The 20,518-nt window shown below is 31.5% G+C and carries 23 protein-coding genes; 14 read left to right on the forward strand and 9 right to left on the reverse strand.

Going from position 1 to position 20,518, the window contains the following annotated elements; translation table 11 throughout:
* The first annotated feature begins 53 nt into the window (after window positions 1-53).
* From ACTT88_RS01220 to ACTT88_RS01285, 14 genes are all read left to right on the forward strand, one after another.
* Window positions 54-947: a branched-chain amino acid ABC transporter permease gene (locus ACTT88_RS01220; RefSeq protein WP_440907561.1), complete on the forward strand. Its 894-nt coding sequence runs from the start codon at window positions 54-56 to the stop codon at window positions 945-947.
* Window positions 944-1,126, forward strand: coding sequence for a hypothetical protein (locus tag ACTT88_RS01225; protein ID WP_440907562.1), 183 nt, complete (start codon window positions 944-946; stop codon window positions 1,124-1,126). The genes ACTT88_RS01220 and ACTT88_RS01225 overlap by 4 nt, the downstream gene beginning before the upstream one ends.
* On the forward strand, window positions 1,113-2,165 hold the full coding sequence (locus ACTT88_RS01230; protein WP_440907563.1) for a branched-chain amino acid ABC transporter permease: 1,053 nt from the start codon (window positions 1,113-1,115) through the stop codon (window positions 2,163-2,165). The genes ACTT88_RS01225 and ACTT88_RS01230 overlap by 14 nt, the downstream gene beginning before the upstream one ends.
* Window positions 2,162-2,902, forward strand: coding sequence for an ABC transporter ATP-binding protein (locus ACTT88_RS01235; protein ID WP_075484364.1), 741 nt, complete (start codon window positions 2,162-2,164; stop codon window positions 2,900-2,902). The genes ACTT88_RS01230 and ACTT88_RS01235 overlap by 4 nt, the downstream gene beginning before the upstream one ends.
* Window positions 2,902-3,687, forward strand: a complete 786-nt coding sequence (locus ACTT88_RS01240; RefSeq protein ID WP_075484363.1) for an ABC transporter ATP-binding protein — start codon at window positions 2,902-2,904, stop codon at window positions 3,685-3,687. The genes ACTT88_RS01235 and ACTT88_RS01240 overlap by 1 nt, the downstream gene beginning before the upstream one ends.
* The gene (locus ACTT88_RS01245; protein WP_440907564.1) at window positions 3,687-4,391 is read left to right on the forward strand and encodes an AzlC family ABC transporter permease; all 705 of its coding nucleotides are present in this window, start codon (window positions 3,687-3,689) and stop codon (window positions 4,389-4,391) included. The genes ACTT88_RS01240 and ACTT88_RS01245 overlap by 1 nt, the downstream gene beginning before the upstream one ends.
* A complete protein-coding gene (locus tag ACTT88_RS01250; RefSeq protein WP_440907565.1) occupies window positions 4,381-4,704 on the forward strand; it encodes an AzlD domain-containing protein in 324 nt (107 codons plus the stop codon). Before ACTT88_RS01245 ends, ACTT88_RS01250 begins: the two co-directional genes overlap by 11 nt.
* A 39-nt stretch (window positions 4,705-4,743) precedes the next feature.
* On the forward strand, window positions 4,744-5,655 hold the full coding sequence (gene glaH / locus ACTT88_RS01255; protein WP_440907566.1) for a glutarate dioxygenase GlaH: 912 nt from the start codon (window positions 4,744-4,746) through the stop codon (window positions 5,653-5,655).
* Between the two features lie 32 nt (window positions 5,656-5,687).
* Window positions 5,688-6,455 (forward strand): pyrroline-5-carboxylate reductase, encoded by a 768-nt coding sequence (locus ACTT88_RS01260; RefSeq protein WP_440907567.1) that lies wholly within the window; start codon window positions 5,688-5,690, stop codon window positions 6,453-6,455.
* A gap of 5 nt (window positions 6,456-6,460) precedes the next feature.
* On the forward strand, window positions 6,461-7,249 hold the full coding sequence (locus tag ACTT88_RS01265) for an ABC transporter ATP-binding protein (protein WP_440907568.1): 789 nt from the start codon (window positions 6,461-6,463) through the stop codon (window positions 7,247-7,249).
* Entirely contained in the window at window positions 7,249-7,956 is a 708-nt protein-coding gene (locus ACTT88_RS01270) for an ABC transporter ATP-binding protein (RefSeq protein WP_440907569.1), read from the forward strand. The genes ACTT88_RS01265 and ACTT88_RS01270 overlap by 1 nt, the downstream gene beginning before the upstream one ends.
* A 1-nt stretch (window position 7,957) precedes the next feature.
* Window positions 7,958-8,968, forward strand: coding sequence for a branched-chain amino acid ABC transporter permease (locus ACTT88_RS01275; protein WP_440907570.1), 1,011 nt, complete (start codon window positions 7,958-7,960; stop codon window positions 8,966-8,968).
* A gap of 35 nt (window positions 8,969-9,003) precedes the next feature.
* Window positions 9,004-10,335 carry a branched-chain amino acid ABC transporter permease gene (locus ACTT88_RS01280; RefSeq protein ID WP_075484366.1) on the forward strand — a complete coding sequence of 444 codons (1,332 nt, stop codon included), beginning with the start codon at window positions 9,004-9,006 and terminating at the stop codon, window positions 10,333-10,335.
* A 76-nt stretch (window positions 10,336-10,411) separates the two neighbouring features.
* The gene (locus ACTT88_RS01285) at window positions 10,412-11,581 is read left to right on the forward strand and encodes an MFS transporter (RefSeq protein ID WP_440907571.1); all 1,170 of its coding nucleotides are present in this window, start codon (window positions 10,412-10,414) and stop codon (window positions 11,579-11,581) included.
* 32 nt (window positions 11,582-11,613) lie between these two features.
* Here the strand turns inward: ACTT88_RS01285 and ACTT88_RS01290 are convergent, their stop codons facing one another.
* From ACTT88_RS01290 to ACTT88_RS01330, 9 genes are all read right to left on the reverse strand, one after another.
* On the reverse strand, window positions 11,614-12,795 hold the full coding sequence (locus ACTT88_RS01290; protein ID WP_440907572.1) for an ABC transporter substrate-binding protein: 1,182 nt from the start codon (window positions 12,793-12,795) through the stop codon (window positions 11,614-11,616).
* A 109-nt stretch (window positions 12,796-12,904) separates the two neighbouring features.
* Window positions 12,905-14,386: an aldehyde dehydrogenase gene (locus ACTT88_RS01295; RefSeq protein ID WP_440907573.1), complete on the reverse strand. Its 1,482-nt coding sequence runs from the start codon at window positions 14,384-14,386 to the stop codon at window positions 12,905-12,907.
* On the reverse strand, window positions 14,379-15,164 hold the full coding sequence (locus ACTT88_RS01300; RefSeq protein WP_440907574.1) for an alpha/beta fold hydrolase: 786 nt from the start codon (window positions 15,162-15,164) through the stop codon (window positions 14,379-14,381). The genes ACTT88_RS01295 and ACTT88_RS01300 overlap by 8 nt, the downstream gene beginning before the upstream one ends.
* A gap of 3 nt (window positions 15,165-15,167) precedes the next feature.
* Window positions 15,168-15,752, reverse strand: a complete 585-nt coding sequence (locus ACTT88_RS01305; protein WP_440907575.1) for an amino acid synthesis family protein — start codon at window positions 15,750-15,752, stop codon at window positions 15,168-15,170.
* 3 nt (window positions 15,753-15,755) lie between these two features.
* Window positions 15,756-16,922 carry an LLM class flavin-dependent oxidoreductase gene (locus ACTT88_RS01310; RefSeq protein ID WP_440907576.1) on the reverse strand — a complete coding sequence of 389 codons (1,167 nt, stop codon included), beginning with the start codon at window positions 16,920-16,922 and terminating at the stop codon, window positions 15,756-15,758.
* A 105-nt stretch (window positions 16,923-17,027) separates the two neighbouring features.
* Window positions 17,028-17,996 carry a 2OG-Fe(II) oxygenase family protein gene (locus ACTT88_RS01315; RefSeq protein WP_440907577.1) on the reverse strand — a complete coding sequence of 323 codons (969 nt, stop codon included), beginning with the start codon at window positions 17,994-17,996 and terminating at the stop codon, window positions 17,028-17,030.
* The gene (locus ACTT88_RS01320) at window positions 17,993-18,946 is read right to left on the reverse strand and encodes a DMT family transporter (RefSeq protein WP_440907578.1); all 954 of its coding nucleotides are present in this window, start codon (window positions 18,944-18,946) and stop codon (window positions 17,993-17,995) included. Before ACTT88_RS01320 ends, ACTT88_RS01315 begins: the two co-directional genes overlap by 4 nt.
* Before the next feature lie 40 nt (window positions 18,947-18,986).
* On the reverse strand, window positions 18,987-19,448 hold the full coding sequence (locus ACTT88_RS01325; RefSeq protein ID WP_440907579.1) for a thioesterase family protein: 462 nt from the start codon (window positions 19,446-19,448) through the stop codon (window positions 18,987-18,989).
* A gap of 1 nt (window position 19,449) precedes the next feature.
* Entirely contained in the window at window positions 19,450-20,475 is a 1,026-nt protein-coding gene (locus tag ACTT88_RS01330) for a quaternary amine ABC transporter ATP-binding protein (RefSeq protein WP_440907580.1), read from the reverse strand.
* Window positions 20,476-20,518: the final 43 nt, after the last annotated feature.

Consider the following 20,518-nt stretch of genomic DNA (forward strand, 5'->3'; position numbering starts at 1 on the left):
TTAAAGCCCCCTAGTATTAGGGGGCTTTTTTTTATATAACCCAAATACTTTTTATGGATTTCATGGTTTTCCAATATCCGATGATAACAGTCCAAGCTTGCTTGGATGGAATCCTTCTTGGAATTTTATTTGCATTGATTGCTTATGGGATGGCTCTTCAATGGGGAGTGATGAATATAATTAACATTGCACAAGGAGATCTTGTTATTTTGGGAGGATATATTGCTTATTTTATGTATCTTTATGGAATTCACCCAGCATGGGGTGTGATTGTTGCACCAGTAATAATGTATTTCCTAGGTGTTCTAATTTACAAATTAGTTATTAATAAAGTAGTAGATAGAGATTTGTTTATCTCCATATTAGCAACTTTTGGAATAAGTATTCTTTTCATGCAATTAATGAATTTTGCATTTGGTGCAGACGTTGTACTTGCAAACTCAGATTATGGAACAACAATGTTATTTAACAATAATGTGGTTTTACCAAACTCAAAATTGTTTTCAGCTTTTATAAGTATTTTATTTGCAATATGTCTGGTAATATACATGAAAAAATCTAAGCTTGGACGTGCAATTAGAGCTACTGCACAAAATGCTAGAGCTGCTAAAATTTTAGGTGTTGATACAGAAAAAGTTTATGCAGCAACATTTGGAATTAATGCTGCTCTATGTGGCGTTGCTGGAGCTTTAATTTCTATAACATTTACAATTCACCCCTACATGGGATTACCATATACAATTCGATCATTTATGATCGTTATTGTTGCAGGCCTAGGAAATTTACCAGGAGTCGCAATGTCTGGTATGGGTCTTGGTGTATTTGAAGAATTTGCAGACTATATTCTAGGAACAGAATTTAGAATTGGCTCTGTATTTTTACTATTAGTACTAATTTTAGTTTACAGAAGATTTAAACTTTCGAGAAAAAGAGAGTACCTAAAATGAAAAAAGTTGAAATTACAGATGATACTGGAAAAATAATTAAAGTTGATATCGAAAAATTTAAAAAACATTTAGATAAGTATCATTTAAATGGATCAAGCGTACATGAAGAAAATGGACATTATTTTACAGTTGACCAAAAATTTAGAGATAAAATAAACAGCCTATATGAACAAGAATAATTTAATTTTATACACTGGTATTTTAATATTTGGTTTAGTAGCGCCATTCCTTTTTCCAGCTTTTAAAGTTCAGTTATCAATACTATGTGTATTAATAGTTCTAGCGACTACTTGGAATATCCAAGGTGGCGAAATGGGTTATAATTCGTTTGGAAATATTTTGTTCTATGGTCTTGGGATGTATCTTTGTGCATCGGTTCAAGTTGGGATGTTCTTTCCGTTAGCGGAATGGACGGAGAGTGGTGGTGAAAAAACATTTGTTCATACTCCTGCTCAATTTTTTCAAGGAATGGCTGTTGGGTTGGTTGTTGCAGCTATAGTTCCAACCATTATTGCTGGCTTAATTGGATATTCAATTTTAGGTCTAAGAGGACATTACTTTGCAATCTGCACATTAGGTTTAGGAGTGGCTGCAGGTGAAATTTCTGGGGGAATAGAAATTATTGGTGCAGGTCAAGGATTTACAACACCTCCATTTCCAGACGTTGGGAGTTTAGAAGCAAGAGGAGAGTTTTTTTACTTCTTAAGTTTCTTTACCTTAATTCTGACATTTATTGCAGTGCGTTCAATTTATTCTACGAGATTTAAATTAATACTTAATGCCATCAGAGACAATGAGGATAAAGCTGAAGCAATGGGTATTGAAACAATGAAGTACAAAATTATTGGTTGGATGATCTCAGCTTTCTTTTGTGGATTGGCAGGAGGAATTATGGGTGGCTTGGTTGGATACATCGATTCAACAGATGTTGCATTTGATGGAAGAGAAATGGGAGTATTCATGGTACTGATGGCAATACTTGGAGGTAAAGGAACTCTTTGGGGCCCAATTATTGGTGCAACTATATTTCATATTTTTAAAGAAGGCTTTTGGACATTCTTTTTGGGTTGGCAGTATGTTGCTCTTGGAGTTTTGATTGTAGTAATTGTAATTTATTTCCCAGAAGGAATTATGGGATGGTTAAGAGAAAAATATCCAGAACGATTTGGTGAAGTGATTGATGAAAAAGATCGTAAAGCACAGGTAGAACTTAAATGAGTATTTTAGAAGTTAGCAATGTAAGTAAATCTTTTGGTGGTGTTAAAGCAAACGTTGACATTTCAATGAATGTTGAAAAAGGGAAGATAGTTGGATTGATTGGGCCAAATGGTTCAGGAAAAACTACATTATTTAATTCGATTGTAGGAACTTATCCAATCGATAATGGATCTATTAAATTCAATGGAAAAGAAGTTTCTGAGTTACCAGTCCCTGTAATTGCTAAGTTAGGATTATTGAGAACTTTTCAGCAAACAAGAATTTATGGAAAGCTTAATTGTATAGAAAATATGCTTATTAGTCATAAAGGTAGTGACGCAGATCTAATGAAAATATTTTCAAAGATCCCAAAAGAATTAACAGATAAAGCTGAAAATTTATTAAATTTTGTGGGATTATATCAAAAAAGAAAGCTAAGAGCTGGAGATTTATCTTTTGGTCAACAAAAATTACTGGAGCTTGCTATGGCATTAATGAATGAACCAGAGATGCTATTACTAGACGAGCCTACAGCTGGGATTAATCCAACACTAATAAATGGTATTATTGATAGATTAATTAAAGTAAACCAAGATTTTGGAATAACTCTTTTGGTTATTGAGCACAACATGAGAGTCATTATGCAATTAGCTGAGAATATTTTTTGTTTAGCTCATGGTAAAATGTTAGCCAATGGATCGCCAGATGAAATTAAAAATGATAAACGTGTCATTGACGCGTATTTAGGAGCTCAATAATGTCTAACCAATATGAAGTATTAGGAAAGGCTCCGACACCAGATGATTTAAAAAAATTATCTCCAAACGAAGTTCATTTAACTATTAAAAATTTAAACGCAGGTTATGGAAAAATGGAAATTTTACATAACTTTGATTTATTCGTAAATAAAGCTCAGTCTTTGTGTTTAATTGGGCCTAATGGTGCAGGTAAATCTACAATTCTTCATTCAATATATGGTTTTACAAATATTTTTTCTGGTCAAATTGAACTTGAAGGAAAAGAAATTACAAATCTTACCCCAGCAGAAAAGCTAAAGTCAGTCGGTATAGCTTATATATTGCAAGATAACTCTGTATTTCCAGATATGACAGTAGAAGAAAACTTATTAATGGGAGGATATATAAAAGAAAAAACAGATGAGTCATATGAGGAGGCTGAAAGAATTTTTGAAAAATATGAAAGGTTAAGAAATAGAAGAAACCAACCAGCAAAAGTTTTATCTGGTGGGGAGAGAAGATTGCTAGAAATATCTAGAGCATTAGTTATGAAACCTTCAGTGCTTTTAGTAGACGAACCGTCAATTGGACTTGAACCCAGATATATTGAAATGGTTTTTGAAATATTAAGAGATCTTCAGCAAAATGAAAAAAAAACAATCATTCTAGTAGAACAAAATGCCAAAAAAGGATTGGAGTTTGCGGATATAGGATACGTTTTAGTATCTGGGCAAACTGCGATTGCAGGTAAAGGAGACGATTTACTTCAAAATCCTGATGTTGGTAGACTGTTCCTAGGTGGATAATGATTAATAAAAATTTTTTCTTTAAAGGATATAGATCTATTTTTACTCATGATAGTCCAGCTATAGCTCTTACTTGTTGCTTTATAGCAATTGGTGCTCTCTTTAAAAATTTAGGTTTTAATATTCAGGAAAGTATTTTTTCAACTGTTTTAACTTATGCTTTACCAGGCTCACTAGTAATGGCTGAGTCCATGTTAATTGGAGCATCTTTGTTAAATATTTTTTTGGCAGTTTGGTTTGTTAACGCAAGACTTTACCCAATGGCTGTATCTTTATTTCCGTTAATGATGCACAAGAGTCAACCTAAGTGGAAGTATTACTTTTCTTGTCATTTCATTGCTGTTTCTGCATGGCTAATCATGAAAAGCAATTATAAAAAAATCCCAAAAGAACATAGAATTGATTATTGGATTGGTATTGGAAGTGCAACTGTAAGTGTATCAGTTATCGGAACGTTATTAGGTTTCTCTTTCTCTGAGTATTTGAATAAAGATATGATGATGGGATTAGCAATTCTTAATCCAGTGTACTTTTTATGTATGATGGTTGGAGCATCAAGAACTATTCCAGTTTCATTGTCTGTTTTTCTTGGAACAATATTAGGACCACTTATTTATTTATTTTCACCTGAGTGGTCAATATTATTAGCAGGTGTAATTGGTGGAACCATAGCTTATCTAATAGGAGAGCATAGTGTCAGCTAATATCGTTTATGCAATCCTTGTTACCTCTTTAGCAACTTTTTTATCTAGATTTTTGGGTGCTCTTACATCTGAGGGCATAAAAGAAACTTCCAAGCTTTTTAAGTGGTTTAATTGTTTAGCTTACGCAACTTTAGCAGCACTAATAGCTAGAACTATTATTTTTCCTGCTGGTATTTTAGTAGAGGTTAGTTATTCAAGTAGATTTATTGTTGTAGCGCTATCTTTAGCTGTTTTTTTTGCGTCAAATAAAAATTTTGTTTATCCAACAATTTTCTCAGCTATTTGTATGGCAATACTTAATAATTATATCTAATTAGATTAATTTATAAAATAAGGTAAAATAAAATTTATAATGCAAAAAATTACAGGCATAGATATTCAAGAGCATGATCAATCAAAAAGAATTATAAAAATTAGTTTAGAAAATAATATTATAGATAAATTAATTTTCCCGTTTAATAAATTCGATTTAACAGCTTTGGAACTAAAACCATTTACAAGATTTACTTTAGCAAAAAGTTTAGATGATTTAACAAATAATAAATTAAGCGAATTAATGAACTCAATTATTAGAGATAGATCTACAGGTTGCTTTATTATTGGACCAAAAAATATAACTGCAAAAATTAATGACACGTTTTTAGTTAAGTTATCAACCGCGATAGCTCATTTGATTGGTGTACCTAATCATGATGCAATGGCAGGAAAATATTATGCTCGTTTTCATGTTAAACACGAAGATAGTAGCGACTCTTATTTAAGAAAGGCTTATAGGAATATGGATCTTCATACAGATGGGACATATGTGAAAGATGTAACCGATTGGTTAATTATGACAAAAATTGATGAGCAAAATGTTGAAGGTGGTGAAACAGCTATGTTACACCTTGATGACTGGGAGCATTGTGATGATTTATACAATGATCCAGTTGGGAGACAAAATTTTGTTTGGGGGTCACCAAAAAGTAAAAATATTGATTACAAGGTAGAGCACCCAGTTTTTTCAACTGATAAAGAGGGAAGACCAACGATATCTTATATAGATCAATTTCCAGAACCTCAAAATATGGATCAAGGAAATTTTTTACAAAGATTATCTGATGGATTAGAGGAAAGTAAAAATAAAATAATTACAAAATTACCTGTTGGATTCTCTGTGATTGCAAATAATTATTTCTGGCTTCATGGCAGAAAACCCTTCAAAGAAAACAAGGAATTAAGCAGAGAATTACTAAGAATTAGAGGTTCTTTTTTTGTTAATTAATTCAATATAATCAATATAAAGTATCCAAAATTATGAATTTAGGTTTTATCGGTACCGGAAAAATTGCAGCTTCAGTGATTACTGGAATATGTAAATCAAAAATTTCCTATAAGAAAATTATTATTTCTCCAAGAAATAAAAAAATAGCTCTTGGGTTAAAAAGAAAGTTTAAAAAAATACTTATTGCCAAGGATAATCAAGAAATTGTAGATCAATCTAATTGGGTATTTTTATCTGTAACACCTACTGTTGGTGAAAAAATTATTAAAGATTTAAAATTTAAATCGACCCAAACAGTTGTTAGTTTTATTTCAACAATTACTTTATCTCAATTAAAGAAAGCAATTAAAGTAAAAGCAAAAATTGTAAGAGCAATACCTCTACCTCCAATTTCATTAAAGAAAGGTCCTGTACCTATTTGTCCCCCTAATTCAAAAGTTAAAGCGTTTTTCAATAACTTGGGCACAACTGTAGAAATTAAGAATGAAAAATCGTCTATAAATTTTTGGTCAACCTCTGGCATGATGGCGCCTTTTTATGAGATGTTGAGAGTAATGACTGATTGGTTGGTAAAAAGAGGGGTAAAAAGAAACAATGCTCAAAAATATATTACTTCTTTATTTTTAGCTTTATCTGAAGATGCTGTAGTAAATTCAAAAGAAAATTTAAAGAATTTAGTAAAAGAGTCTCAAACGCCAAAAGGTTTAAATGAACAAGGTGTCAAAGAATTAACTAAAGCTGGATTTTATAAATCTCTAGAAAGAACATTAAATAGTATTCACAGAAGACTTAACAAATAAATCAAATGTCTGAAAATATTTTAGAGATTAATAATTTAAGTAAATATTTTGGTGGATTAGCTGCAGTTTCAGATTGTTCAATAAAAGTTAAAAGAGGAACTATCACTGGTATTATTGGGCCAAATGGATCTGGTAAAACAACTTTATTTAATTTAATTGCTGGAAACTTAAAATCCTCTGGTGGTAATGTTGTTTTTGATGATGAAAATATTACTGATGTTCCATCTTATGAATTATTTTCTAAAGGGTTGTTAAGAACATTTCAAATTGCTCATGAGTTTTCAAATTTATCTGTTTTAGAAAATTTAATGATGGTTCCAGGAAATCAATCTGGAGAAAAAATAATGACAGCATTATTTAAACCAGGTTTAGTTGCACGAGAAGAGGCTGTGGTTAAAGAGAAAGCGAAAGAAGTTGTTGAATTTTTAAATTTAGGACATTTATCAAATGAGCTAGCTGGAAATCTTTCAGGTGGACAAAAGAAATTATTAGAACTTGGAAGAACCATGATGGTTGATGCAAAATTAGTATTATTAGATGAAGTAGGAGCCGGAGTTAACAGAACTTTGTTAAAAGATCTTGGTACTGCAATAGAAAAGTTAAATAAAGAAAAAGGTTATACTTTTTGTATGATTGAACATGATATGGATTTTATTGGAAGATTATGTGATCCAGTAATTGTTATGGCTGAAGGATCAGTTTTGTTTGAAGGAAGTGTTGAAGAAGCAAAAAAAGATGAGAAAGTTATCGAAAGCTATCTTGGAAGAGGATCAAAATTAAAGGATACAAATTAATGGCATATTTTGAGGGAATAGAAATGACAGGTGGTTATGGTAATGGTCCTGACATTATTAGTTCGTGTTCAGTAAATGTTAATAAAGGTGAAATAGTTTCTATTTTAGGTCCTAATGGAGCTGGTAAATCAACTGCCATGAAAGCAATGTTGGGCTTGCTGAATTTAAAGTCTGGATCAGTAAAGATTGATGGTAAGGATATTTCAAAATTATCTCCTCAAGATCGAGTTAAGCAAGGTATTTCTTTTGTGCCACAGACTAAAAATGTTTTTGCAGGGATGACTGTTGAAGAGAATTTAGAAATGGGTGCATTTCTTATTGAGGATGAGATCAAAAATATAATTGGGGAAATTTATGAATTATTTCCAATTTTAAGAGAGAAAAGAAATCAGTTAGTTGGTGAACTTTCTGGAGGTCAAAGACAACAAGTAGCTTTAGGCCGAGCTTTAATGATTAAACCCACTGTTTTAATGTTAGACGAGCCAACTGCTGGTGTATCGCCAATTGTGATGGATGAATTATTTGATCATATTGTTAAAGTAAAAAGAACAAACGTTGCTATCTTAATGGTAGAACAAAATGCAAAACAAGCCCTAAGCATTTCAGATAGAGGCTACGTACTAGTGACTGGAGAAAATCGTTATTCAGGAACTGGAAAAGAATTATTAGACGATCCAAGAGTAAGAAGCTCTTTTTTGGGAGGGTAATATGGATTTTGTAAATGCAATAATTCTTTTATTAAATTATATTTTCATTCCTGCATTAACTTATGGTTCTCAGTTAGCACTGGGTGCAATATTTGTAACACTTATTTATGGAATTTTACGATTTGCAAACTTCGCAACTGGTGACATGATGTCTTTTGGGACCATGGCAACGATTTTATTTACATGGTATTTTCAATCTTTAGGTGTTTCTTTGGGTGTTTTACCTACTGCTTTATTGGCTATTCCTTTTGGAATAATTTTCATGATATTTTACATGCTTTTAATAGATAAGTTTGTCTTTAAGTATTACAGAAATCAAAAAAGTCCCCCAGTTCAATTTGCAATGGTGAGTATTGGTGTAATGTTTGTAACACAAGCGGTGGTCAGAATTATAATTGGACCTGGTGATAGAAGATTTTTTGATGGTGAAAAATTCATTATTAAAGCTCGTGAATTTAAAGAGATGACAGGTTTAAACGAAGGTCTTGCACTGAAATCTACTCAAGTGATTACTATTTTTGTAACAATAGTTTTAGTCTCTTTATTATTTTGGTTTTTAAATAGAACTAAAACTGGAAAAAGTATGAAAGCTTATTCTGATAATGAAGATCTCGCTTTGCTATCAGGTATTGATCCAAAAAAAATAGTTTTAGTTACTTGGGTTATTGCTGGTATTTTAGCTACAATTGGTGGAGCTTTGTATGGTTTAGATAAAAGTTTTAAACCATTTACTTATTTTAATAATATGCTTCCTATTTTTGCTGCTGCAATTGTTGGAGGAATTGGAAATCCATTTGGAGCCTTTTTAGGTGGATATGTAATTGCTTTTTCTGAAATACTCCTCACTTATGCATATAAAAAATTCTTTATGTATGTTTTACCAGAAAGTATGGAGCCAAATAGTTTAGTTCAGCTACTGTCAACAGATTACAAGTTTGCTGTATCGTTCTCTATTCTTGTAATTGTTTTAATTTATAGACCATCGGGAATATTTAAGGGGAAAGTATTGTGAGAAAAAACCTAAATGTAATTGCAGCTTACAGCATCATGATGGTGCTTATTCTAATGGTTGGGATATTTCAGTCTTGGAATATTGCTTTATCAATATTTAATCTTTGTTTGATTTCTGCAGTCATGACAATGGGTGCGAATATTCAATGGGGGTACGCTGGTTTAATTAATTTTGGAATTATGGGTTATACAGCTTTAGGTGGTTTAGCTGCAGTATTGATATCTGTCGATCCTGTTCAAGAAGCCTGGAGGGCAGGAGGTTTCGATATTCTAATGTCATTATGGCTGATAGTAGTAATGGTATTAGTTATAAGGTTTATTTTAAAAAGATTTGAAAAATCAAAAATCAGAACATACAGTATAGCTGCAATAATAATTTCAGGTATTTTACTAATTAGATTTTCTGCAGAGCCAGGTATAGAAGCTATTGAAGCGGTTGATCCTGCTAAAACTGGTTTCTTAGGAGGATTTGGATTACCAATTATATTTTCTTGGATAGTTGGAGCTCTTTTTGCAGGGGGTTTAGCATTTATAGTTGGAAAAGTTGCACTTGGTCTTAGAGCAGATTATTTAGCTATTGCTACTCTTCTTATTTCTGAAATTGTTATTGCAATTATTAAACACGAAGATTGGCTCACAAGAGGAGTTAAAAATGTTATTGGATTAAAAAGACCTGCACCTTATGAAGTAGATCTTCAAACAACTGATTGGTTTATTAAATTAGTTGAAAAGTTTAATGCAGGAAAATTAAGTGTAATTGAGAATTTAGCTGATAGACAAGCTGCTTTAAACCAACTTGTTATTGAAGGTTCATCAGTATTTGTAAAACTGTGTTATTCAGGATTATTCTTAGTAGTAGTGATTATTCTTTTAATTTTAACTCAAAAAGCTCTTTATTCTCCTTGGGGAAGAATGATGAGAGCAATTAGAGATAATGAGGAAGCTGCAAATGCAATGGGTAAAAATGTTGTTAAGCAACATTTATTGATTTTTATTTTAGGCTCTGCAATTGTTGGAATTGCGGGCGCAATGCTTGTTACACAAGATGGTTTATTTACTCCAGGAAGTTATAGACCTATGAGATATACTTTTTTGATTTGGGTGATGGTAATTGTTGGAGGAAGTGGAAATAATTTTGGGGCAATTTTAGGAGGATTTGTTGTTTGGTTCTTATGGATTGAAGCTGCACCAATATCATTATTTTTAATAAACTTTTTCACTGCTGGAATTCCTGAAACAAATGCACTTAAAGCTCATTTAATTGAAAGCGTTCCTTATTTTAGATTTTTACTGATGGGATTAGGATTGTTGTTTATCATGAGGTATCGACCTAAAGGTATACTTCCTGAAAAAATAGAAATAAAGTAAACATAATGAAATATATTATATTAGGTGCTGCTGCTGCTTGGGCATTGTATATGGCTGATAAGTATTTATTCTTTTAATGAATAAAAATCTTTCTTTACTTATATTAAGCCAGATTTTCGCTTTTACAGCTGCACCGGTCACCGTTTTTTTAAGCGGCATAATTGGTTCAAAATTTAGTCCAATAAAATCTTTAGCTACTCTTCCAATGGCTTTGTCAGTTGTTGGAATTGCGCTATTCGCTTTTTTTGCTGCAAAGCTAATGAGTATAATTGGACGAAAATTAGGTTTTATTTTTGCATCAATAGGTACATGTTTTGCATCTCTTTTAACTGCATACTCCATAATTATAGAAAGTTTTGTCTTATATAATTTAGGATGCTTTTTAATTGGTGGAGGAATAGCTTTTAGCCATCAATATCGTTTTGCAGCAGTGGAGGTTGTGGATAAGGATTATGCACCAAAAGCAATTTCTATCATTTTGTTAGCAGGAATAGGTTCGGCGTTTATTGGTCCAAACATTGCAAACATTTCTAAAGGACTTATCTCAAATCATATGTATGCTGGTTCTTATATTGCACTCGCTATTTTATCTATCTCATCAACAATATTTTTAATTTTTTATCAGGAACCAAAACCGATATCTAGTAATCAATATAAAACTGGAAGAAGTTTTTTTGAGCTTATCACTCAACCTAGATTTCTACAGGCGCTCGTAGCTTCAGCTTTTGCCTATGCAGTAATGACTTTTTTAATGACAGCAACTCCTATAAGTATGCATCTGATGGAGAAAATAAGTTTAAGCAAGACTGGATTTGTTATTCAGCTTCATATAGCAGCCATGTTTTTACCTTCACTGGTTACAGGAAATTTAATTAAAAGATTTGGTCATAGTAAAATAATGCATGTGGGAGTTTTGTTGTTTTTAGTCACAATTATTACCAGTTTATTTGAACAGAATTATATTAACTATATGGTTGCACTTATTTTCCTAGGGCTAGGCTGGAATTTTTTATTTATATCAGGAACGAGCTTACTTGTTTTGTGTTACAGAGAAGAGGAAAAATTTAGAGCTCAAGGGTATAATGATTTAATTGTTTATTCTATACAAGCATTAGCCAGTTTGTCTGCTGGAGTATTTCTTAGCTTAACTAGCTGGAAAACTATGAATTTAATATGTTTGATTTTTCTAATTATCATAGCTCTATCTACCATAAGAGCTGATCTAAAAAAAAACCCCAGTAATTAAATTACCGGGGTTTTTTGAATTAAGATAAAAAATTATCTTTGTTTTTTAGTTTTGAATTTTCCGCCTTTAACTTCTTGTTCTAAGAAAGAACCTTCAGCTTCACCAACACTAGTAAAAGTTACTCCAGTAGCACCTTCGTAATTAATCTTTTTACCTTTTGCTAGTAAGTCTAAACCTTTCTTAAGTTCACCTGGATAAATTTTAGTTCCAGGAGCATTAGCAACATCCATTACATTTTTTGCAATTGATGCTCTGTCAGCAGAGTTACCTGCTTGCATTGCAAGAACGATTAAAGCAGCTGCATCGTAAGATTCACCTGTGTAAGGACCAGAAGCTTCTACACCCCCAGCTTTTGCAACTTCAGCAAATATACCTGCACCTTTACCAGTAGAACCTGGTAATGATCCAAATGATTTACTTAAATCTTTTCCGAATGCATCAACTAAAGATTGACCAATCATACCATCTGATAAAATAAATCTATCAAACGCACCAGAGTCTAAAGAAGCTTGAATAATTCCTTTTCCTCCTTGGTCAAGGTAACCAATAACTGCTACAGCATCACCACCAGCAGAAGCAAGAGTTGCTACTTCAGATGAGTAATCTGCTTTTCCATCTTCGTGAGCAGTTACAGTTGTAACTTTAATACCATGAGCCTCAACTGCTGCTTTATAAACATCAGCTAAGCCTTTACCATAGTCATTGTTAGTATAAGTGATTGCAACACTTTTTACTTTTCTATCTTTAGTTATGTCAGCTAAAATTTGGCCACCTCTAGCATCTGATGGAGCAGTTCTAAAGAAATACCCTTTATCATCTAGAGTTGTTAATCCTGGAGAAGTAGCTGAAGGTGAAATCATTACTACACCATTTGGTACAGCAACGTTAGTTGCAATAGCACCAGTTACACCTGAACAGTCTGCTCCCATGATTGCAGCTACACCACCTGAAATTAAACCTTCAGCTGCAGCTGTTGCCGCTGCTGAGTCAACACAAGTTGAGTCTGCTCTTACTGGCTCAATTTTTTTTCCACCTAATAGTGAACCTGAATCAGAAGCTTCTTTAAACGCAAGCTCTGCAGATGCAGCCATAGCTGGAGTTAGAGACTCAATAGGACCAGTGAATCCTAAGATGATCCCCATTTTAATATCTGCCATTACCTTTGTTCCAAAAATAGAAACAAACATAAATGCAGCGATAAATAGTTTTCTCATTATCTTCCTCTTTATTGTTAACAATTTATAAAAGCCAATTTAAGTATGAATACAATCAATATTCAATGACAAAATTATCCTATTTTAGACAGTTAATTAACGCTGATAATTATCTGATTGAGAAAGGGTCTAGAGAAGGTTCATCAGATGTATAGAACCATGTTGTTTTTACTCTTGTATAGTCTTTAATTGAGTCAATTCCTGCTTCTTTTCCATATCCACTATCCTTGATACCTCCAAAAGGAGCTGAAGGAGAAATTAATCTATAAGTGTTAACGAAAGTTATACCTGCCCGGATAGCATTAGATACCCTCATTCCTCTTGCGAGATCACTAGTATAAACACCTGAAGAGAGACCATATTGATTATCATTCATTAATTCTATTACCTCTTTTTCTGTATCAAATTTCATTACTGATAACACAGGGCCAAAAAGTTCATTCTCAGCTGCTGGCAGATTATGATTTTCACATTCAATAATTGTTGGTGGGAAATAATAACCTTCATTTGAAAAAGGATGTCTTTTACCACCACATTTAATTTTTCCACCTTGTTCAACAGTTAATTTAATATTTTTTTCTATTACTTCTAATTGTTTAAAGTTACTCAAGGGACCCATTTCAGTATCAGAGTCCATTGGAGCACCTATTTTAATTTTTTCCGCTCTTGATGCTAATTTATCTAAAAATTCATTATAAATTCCTTTTTGTAAGTACAACCTTGAACCTGCTATACAGCTTTGACCACTTGCTCCAAATATTCCAGCAGTTATTCCATTAATTGCATTTTCTTGTTTAGCATCATTAAAAACAGCTACAGGACTTTTTCCACCTAATTCTAAACTTACTTCAGATAAATTTTCTGCAGAGTTTCTAATAATATGCCTTGCAGTTTCAGGACCTCCTGTAAAAGCTACTTTCTCAACTAAGTTGTGAGTAGTTAAAGCTTTACCACATGGATCTCCAAAACCAGAAACTACGTTTACAACACCTTTTGGTATTCCAGTTTCTTCAACTAACTTTGCAAATTGAAACATAGTTGCTGGCGCTAATTCAGAACATTTAATTACAACTGTATTACCCATAGCTAAAGCAGGAGCAACTTTTGTTGCGGTTAAAAACATTTGAGAATTCCAAGGAATGATAGCTGCAATAACACCTATTGGAATTCTTGTTGTGATTGCCTGAATATTTGGTTTATCTATTGGAAGAACTGTTCCTTCAACTTTGTCAGCTAAACCTGCATAGTAGTCATAATATTCTGCAATGTATTTTGCTTGTTGATAAGTTTCTCTATATAGTTTTCCTGTATCAATTGTTTCAATCTTTCCTAATAATTCAGAATTTTCCCTCAGCTTATTTCCAATGGCTCTTAAATATTTTGCTCTATCTCTTGCTAGCATTTTTGGCCATTCACCTTCAAAAGCTTTTTGTGCAGCTTTTACAGCTCTATCAACATCATTTGCGCTAGCTTCAGGTACTACAGCCCAAGGCTTATTATTTTCTGGATTTAAAGTTTCAAAAGTTTTTTTTGTATCAGAGTCTACCCACTGACCGTCTATAAACATTTGATATTTTTTTAACTCAGACATTATTTATATGTTTCATTATTGCATTATTTACTTCGTCTGCATATTCAATACTGCATAAATGTTTTCCATTTTTAATTTCAACATATGTTGAATTTTGTATATCTTTATTTAAATTTTTTGACATATCAGGCGTAGATCCTGGATCATCTGATCCTGTTATAATTAAGGTATTTGATTTAATATTTTTTATATTTTCAAGATTGTCCTCATAGTTTGCAAATATTTCATAAGCTTTTATAAAATTTTCTTGATCAATTCCTTTCTTATTAAGAATTTTCATAAACTCATCGTATAATTCAGGGTTTTGCTCAAGGTACTCATCTGAAAACCATCTCTTCATTGCCATTTGAGATATTGGCATATTTTTTTTTGCTAAATTTACTCTATCAATTACATTTTGTCTTTCTTCAGCTGTCCTTTTGTAAGTAGTGGAAATTAGAGTTAAGGAATTTAAATAATTTTCATATTTTGAGGCAAATTCAATTGCAATCAAAGATCCGATAGAAAAGCCGATTAAATTAAATTTATCTATCTTTAGGTTATTTACTAAATTTGATAATTGATCAGTAAAATTTTCCATTGATAAATTTGGCTCTTTAAAGGGTGTTTTTCCATGTCCTAACAGATCGTAAGTTATCAATGAATTATCTTTAAAAAATTCAATTTGTGGTTTCCACATTTGCTGATTTAAACCAACCCCATGAATAAAAATTATTGGTAACGAATTTTTATTATTAAAATAATAATGATTTTGATTGTTATCAAAATTGTAAGACATCAATTATTTATCGATGCCCATCTCTTTCATGTCTTGATATCTGTCACCTGTTCTTGCATGAGCTCGTCCAGTTGGAGCACCTCCAATAGCTACAACTATTTCATCTTCATTAGGGGCATCGTGAATTGTAAATTCATGCGTTAGATAAAAAGGTCTTAATCCAGCATCAGTTTTATGCATCATTGGAATTGAAATTTTTGCTCCCGCAGGACCTCTAGTGTTAGTAAAACTTAAATAAGAAGTTCCACCAACAGCATCTCTAAATTTATTTCCAAATCTTAAAGTATGAATAAATGCAGACGCATGTTCTATTTCACCGTTCAATCCAACCATCGCAGCTTTCCCATAAGCTAAAATTTTTTCACCTGATCCAATTTCTTTTGTTAACTCTGGCACCAAAAGGTCTCCTAATTGAGGTGCAAGATCTAATATTTCTGGTTTTAAATCTTCTACAAAACCTTGTCCGGCCCAAGGATTTTCTATAACAGCTGCAACTGAAACTAACAAAACAGGTTCTTTAGCTTTTTTTCCACCCTCTATAAAAGTTTTATCTACAAATTTTGCAAATTTTCTAAGTTTTAAATCCATTTACTAGCTAGCTCTTTGAATGTTCGTCTCTATCGGTTTTATATTTGGAATTACTTCTTCTGTAAATAATTTGATGCTTCTCATGCAGTCTTCGTGTTTAATTCCTGGAAAGTTAGACCAGACTTGTAAGTTTTGAAGATTTAATTCTTGTTGAAGTTCTTTTATTTTTTCAATTACAAACTCAGGTGTTCCAAACAATAGATTTCTTTTATGAAGAAATTCATAATTTAATAAATCTAGTTTATTTTTTGTCTCTGGTAATTTTTCATCTGGATCCATATGATTTCCCAATCCTCTCCAATGACAAACCCATCTCATATAATTTACAATATGTTCTCCAGCCATTTTTTCAGCCTCTTCCATAGTTTCTGCAACAAACATATCTCTAACCAAACTAATACCTTCCCCTAGTGGTACATCTCTATTTTCAGCTTTAGATTTTGCATCTTTATAAATTTCAAATCTTTTTTTCAAAGCTTTTACAGTTGGTATCCACATAATTGTATTAAGCCCATTTTCTGCTGCCCACTGAATTGATCTTTCTCCATCAACTACTTGAGAAATTGGTGGAAAAGGTTTTTGATAAGGTTTTGGTAATACAGATATTTGTTTTAATTCATTTGTTTTTAAATCGACAACATTTTCTTTTGGAGGACTCATATCGTGTTGCCAAATAAAATTTGGTGAGGGATAAGTATAGAATTCACCTTGGTGAGAAAAGAAGTCCTCAGACCAAGCTTTTTTCATTATGTCCAATGTTTCAGAAAATAGTCTAAAATTTTTTGCTTGATCTTTTAAGTCAGCTTCTTTGTTCATGTTAATGGCTTCTCTTCCGTAAACTCCTCTTCCAATACCAACTTCCACTCTTCCTTTTGACATTTGGTCAAGGGTAGCAATATCTTCTGCAAGTCTTATAGGATTATGAAATGTTATTACGTTGCAAGCTTGTCCTAAACGAATATTTTTGGTTCTTGCAGCAGCATCAGTACACATCATTAGTGGATTAGTGCAAGACTCCATTCCCTCATGATTAAAATGATGTTCGGTATACCAAATAGAATTCCAATTATTTTGATCACAATATTCAGTGATTTCTCTAGCTTCGTCTAGAAGTTGGGTATAAGGTTTTTTATCCCAATTAGTAGTATTACAAAAATATCCAAAGTTCATAAAGCCTCCTTTAAAAATTAATTTAAAGACGACCGATCCCACTTTCGTAAATTTTTGAATTTAACGACGAGTTATGTATCGCTTTATAATTAAACTTTATTATTACTAGCGCTGATATTCAATAAATTTCTTTAAGGATTTGTTAAGAAATTTCTCATAAATTGGACCATTATTTTTTAATTTGCTTCCGTTTAAAAATGATTGGTTCATTTTGAAATCATAGGAAGGTTCAAAGAAAAAAGGAACAGAGAGCCTCTTACTTTTATTCCACAAAACCCTATGATTAGTTGCTTTAAATTTGCCTTTACTTAAATATTCTAAAGCTCTACCAGTGTTTACTACTAAAGCTTTTTTATTAAATGGTACATCATACCATTTTTTGTTTTTTCTATTTTGTACCTGCAATCCACCTTTTCTATCTTGATAGAGAACTGTGAACACACCACTATCAACATGCGTTTCACATCCAAGAGCAACCCCATCTTGTTTAGATATTTCTACCGGTTTTGTCTGATTAGGATAATAATTAAATCTTAATGTGCTTAACGTTTTTAATCTTGAAAAAGCTGCACTAGAAATATCAGGATTTTTTTTATTAAGTTTAATTACACTTTTAAATAAAGTTTCACTCAATCTATAAATATTATCAAAATATTTGCTTAAAATATTTATTGAACTTTTTTTAAAACACTCATCTAGATTAAGAAATTCTATGTATTGATTATTTAGATTTAAAGAATATTTTCTAGTTACTTTTAAATCACCTAGATCCAAACCTTCTTTTCCGTTCACATCATTAGGAAAATATCCTCTGTAAAGATTTTTATTTTTTTTATTCCATTTTTTAGGTGATAATTTTCTTTTCTTACTGTCTGGTAAATTAAAAAATTTATTCCCAACTTCGCATGTTTTTTTAATTTCTTTTATATTAATTCCATGTCCAGTAATTTGAAAAAATCCTACATTGACACAAGCTTTTTCAATTTCTTTAATTGTTTTAAATGCATTTTGAGTTTCAAAATTATTTTTTATTAAAGAAGAAATATTAATTGTTGGTATAAAGTTCTTGCTCATCTTCTAACTGGTGTTTCTGTTGCAATAAATTGATCTCTAACTCTCTCTCTCATGTAAATATAAATTCCAGCAGCTATAATACACGCAACACCAATAAAAGTTCTGGTTGTTGGTACCTCATTAAATAAAAAGTAGCCAGGTATCATAGACATAATTATTAATGAGTACTCAAACAAAGAAACAACAGAAGGTGATGCAACTATATATGCTGAAAAAATACAAACAAAAGCTATTGATGCAGCAAAACCAAAAAATAAAATAAATTTCCATGTATATTCAATATTTGAAAACCATTCTCTAAAGATGAATTGTATTGTTGGATCAAAGTTTGAATTATTTAGCTGACCACTTCCCATAAAAAAATACAAAATTACACACAGCAATATTGCAATTAGATAAAAGTAATATAGTTGGGTGTTAACATCATCTTTATCGGATGTATATTTAGTGATTGTCATAGAGGCCGCATAACAAAATGCACAAAAAACTGGTAAAAGACTTCGATATTCAAAGTCTGAAAAATTTGGATTTAAGACTATAAAAACGCCAATAAAACCAAAAACAATTGCTGACCACCTTCTAATACCAATAGTTTCTTTTAAAAATAATTTTGCAAATATTGATACGAAAAAAGGGGAGGAAAAAAATAGAGCATTTGCTGTTGCTAATGGCATAAAAGTTAATGAGATAAAAAAAGCAGAAAAAGCAATAAAATGTAAAAATACTCTTAGTATTGTTAAAAAAGGATAGTGAGTTTTAAGAGAGACTTTTTGTTTTCTGAATTTTATATAACCAAATAGCAAAATTGCTGCAACAAAATATCTTCCAAAAAATATTTCATATAAAGCTGCTTTTTCAAAAATGAATTTAATTAAAGCATCCTGCATTGCAAAAAATGTCATTGCAGTAATAATTAAAAGTATTCCTTTTGAATTATTATTAGTGCCCATTATGCACCTATATCAAAAAAAAATTGTCTAGAATATTTAATTATTTCTTTAATTTAGAAGAGAATAGAAGACCTTCGCTTGAAAATTTTGACTTATTTTCTTGAATAAAATCTTTCATTAATTTTACTTTTTCTTCCTCAAATTCAGCAACTTTCCTTTTACTTAAATCTATATATAGCGATATCCATTCCATAGAAGCTGAAAGTTTGTTAGTTTTTTGAGAAATCATTTCCATTTTTAAATGAAGTCTTTTTTTATCATGATCAAAATAAGTCAGATTAACATTGACCATTTCTCCCTCTTTTACCTCATTTAAATATTTAGTATTAGTTTCAACAACCATTGTACTTCTATTAAGATCTTTTGCTGCAGTTCCTCCCATTTTAAATTTTTCAAGTGCAACTTCCCATGCTTGATCAAAAACAAGAACATAATATGCCATGTTCATATGATTGTTGTAATCAACCCATTCCTTTTTTACTTCAAAATTTTTTAATAACACTTTATGATCTTGTTAATGAAGACTGTAATTCTTGATTTGAAATGTATCCCTTAACATTCCCACTTTTATCAACCACTTCACAATTTGAGTCAGAACAAACGATTTTTGGTAAAAAATCTTCTATAAATTCATCTTCATTTACTTTTATTAAGTTTGATTTATCTATGTCATTAGCTTGATCAGCAGTTTTCATAATAATTTTTGCCTTTATAACTTTTGCTCTGTTCACATCTTTTACAAAAGCTTTTACATAATCATCAGCGGGGTTCATAATAATTTCCTCTGGGGTTCCTACTTGCACTAATTTTCCAGAATTTAATATCCCGATATGATCTCCCAATCTTAATGATTCATCCAAATCATGTGTAATAAATACAATTGTTTTTTTTAATTCTGCTTGAAGATCAATTAATTGTTTCTGCATATCACTTCTAATAAGAGGATCTAGAGCGCTGAAAGCTTCATCCATTAACATAATATCTGTATCAGTAGCCAACGCTCTTGCTAAACCAACACGTTGCTGCATTCCTCCTGATAATTGAGCAGGGTATTGATTTTCAAAACCAGTTAGACCAACTGCATCGATTTTTTCCATTGAGATTTTATTTCTTTCATCTTCACCTTTTCCTTGCATTTCTAGTCCGTAACCAACATTTTGAATTACTGTTTTATGCGGGAATAAACCAAATCTTTGAAACACCATGCTCATTTTATGTCTTCTAAATTCAATAAGTTTATCTTTATCAAGTGACATTACATTCGTGCCCTCAACTAAAATTTCACCATCAGTTGGATCGATTAGTCTATTTAAATGTCTTATTAATGTTGATTTTCCTGATCCTGATAAACCCATACAAACAAAGGTTTCTCCTTCTTCAATTTTAAGAGAAACATTATCTAATCCAATGGTATGACCAGTTTGCTCTAAAATTTCGTCTTTTGTTGCACCATCTTTTACCATTGGCAGCACAGAAGAAGGGTTGTTTCCAAAAATTTTGTATACGTTGTTGATCTCAATTTTTGACATGATGTAATGTTCTAACAGTTACAATCATCATATGTAAAACAAA

The organism is Candidatus Pelagibacter sp. (genome assembly GCF_052046145.1).
Taxonomy (GTDB): domain Bacteria; phylum Pseudomonadota; class Alphaproteobacteria; order Pelagibacterales; family Pelagibacteraceae; genus Pelagibacter.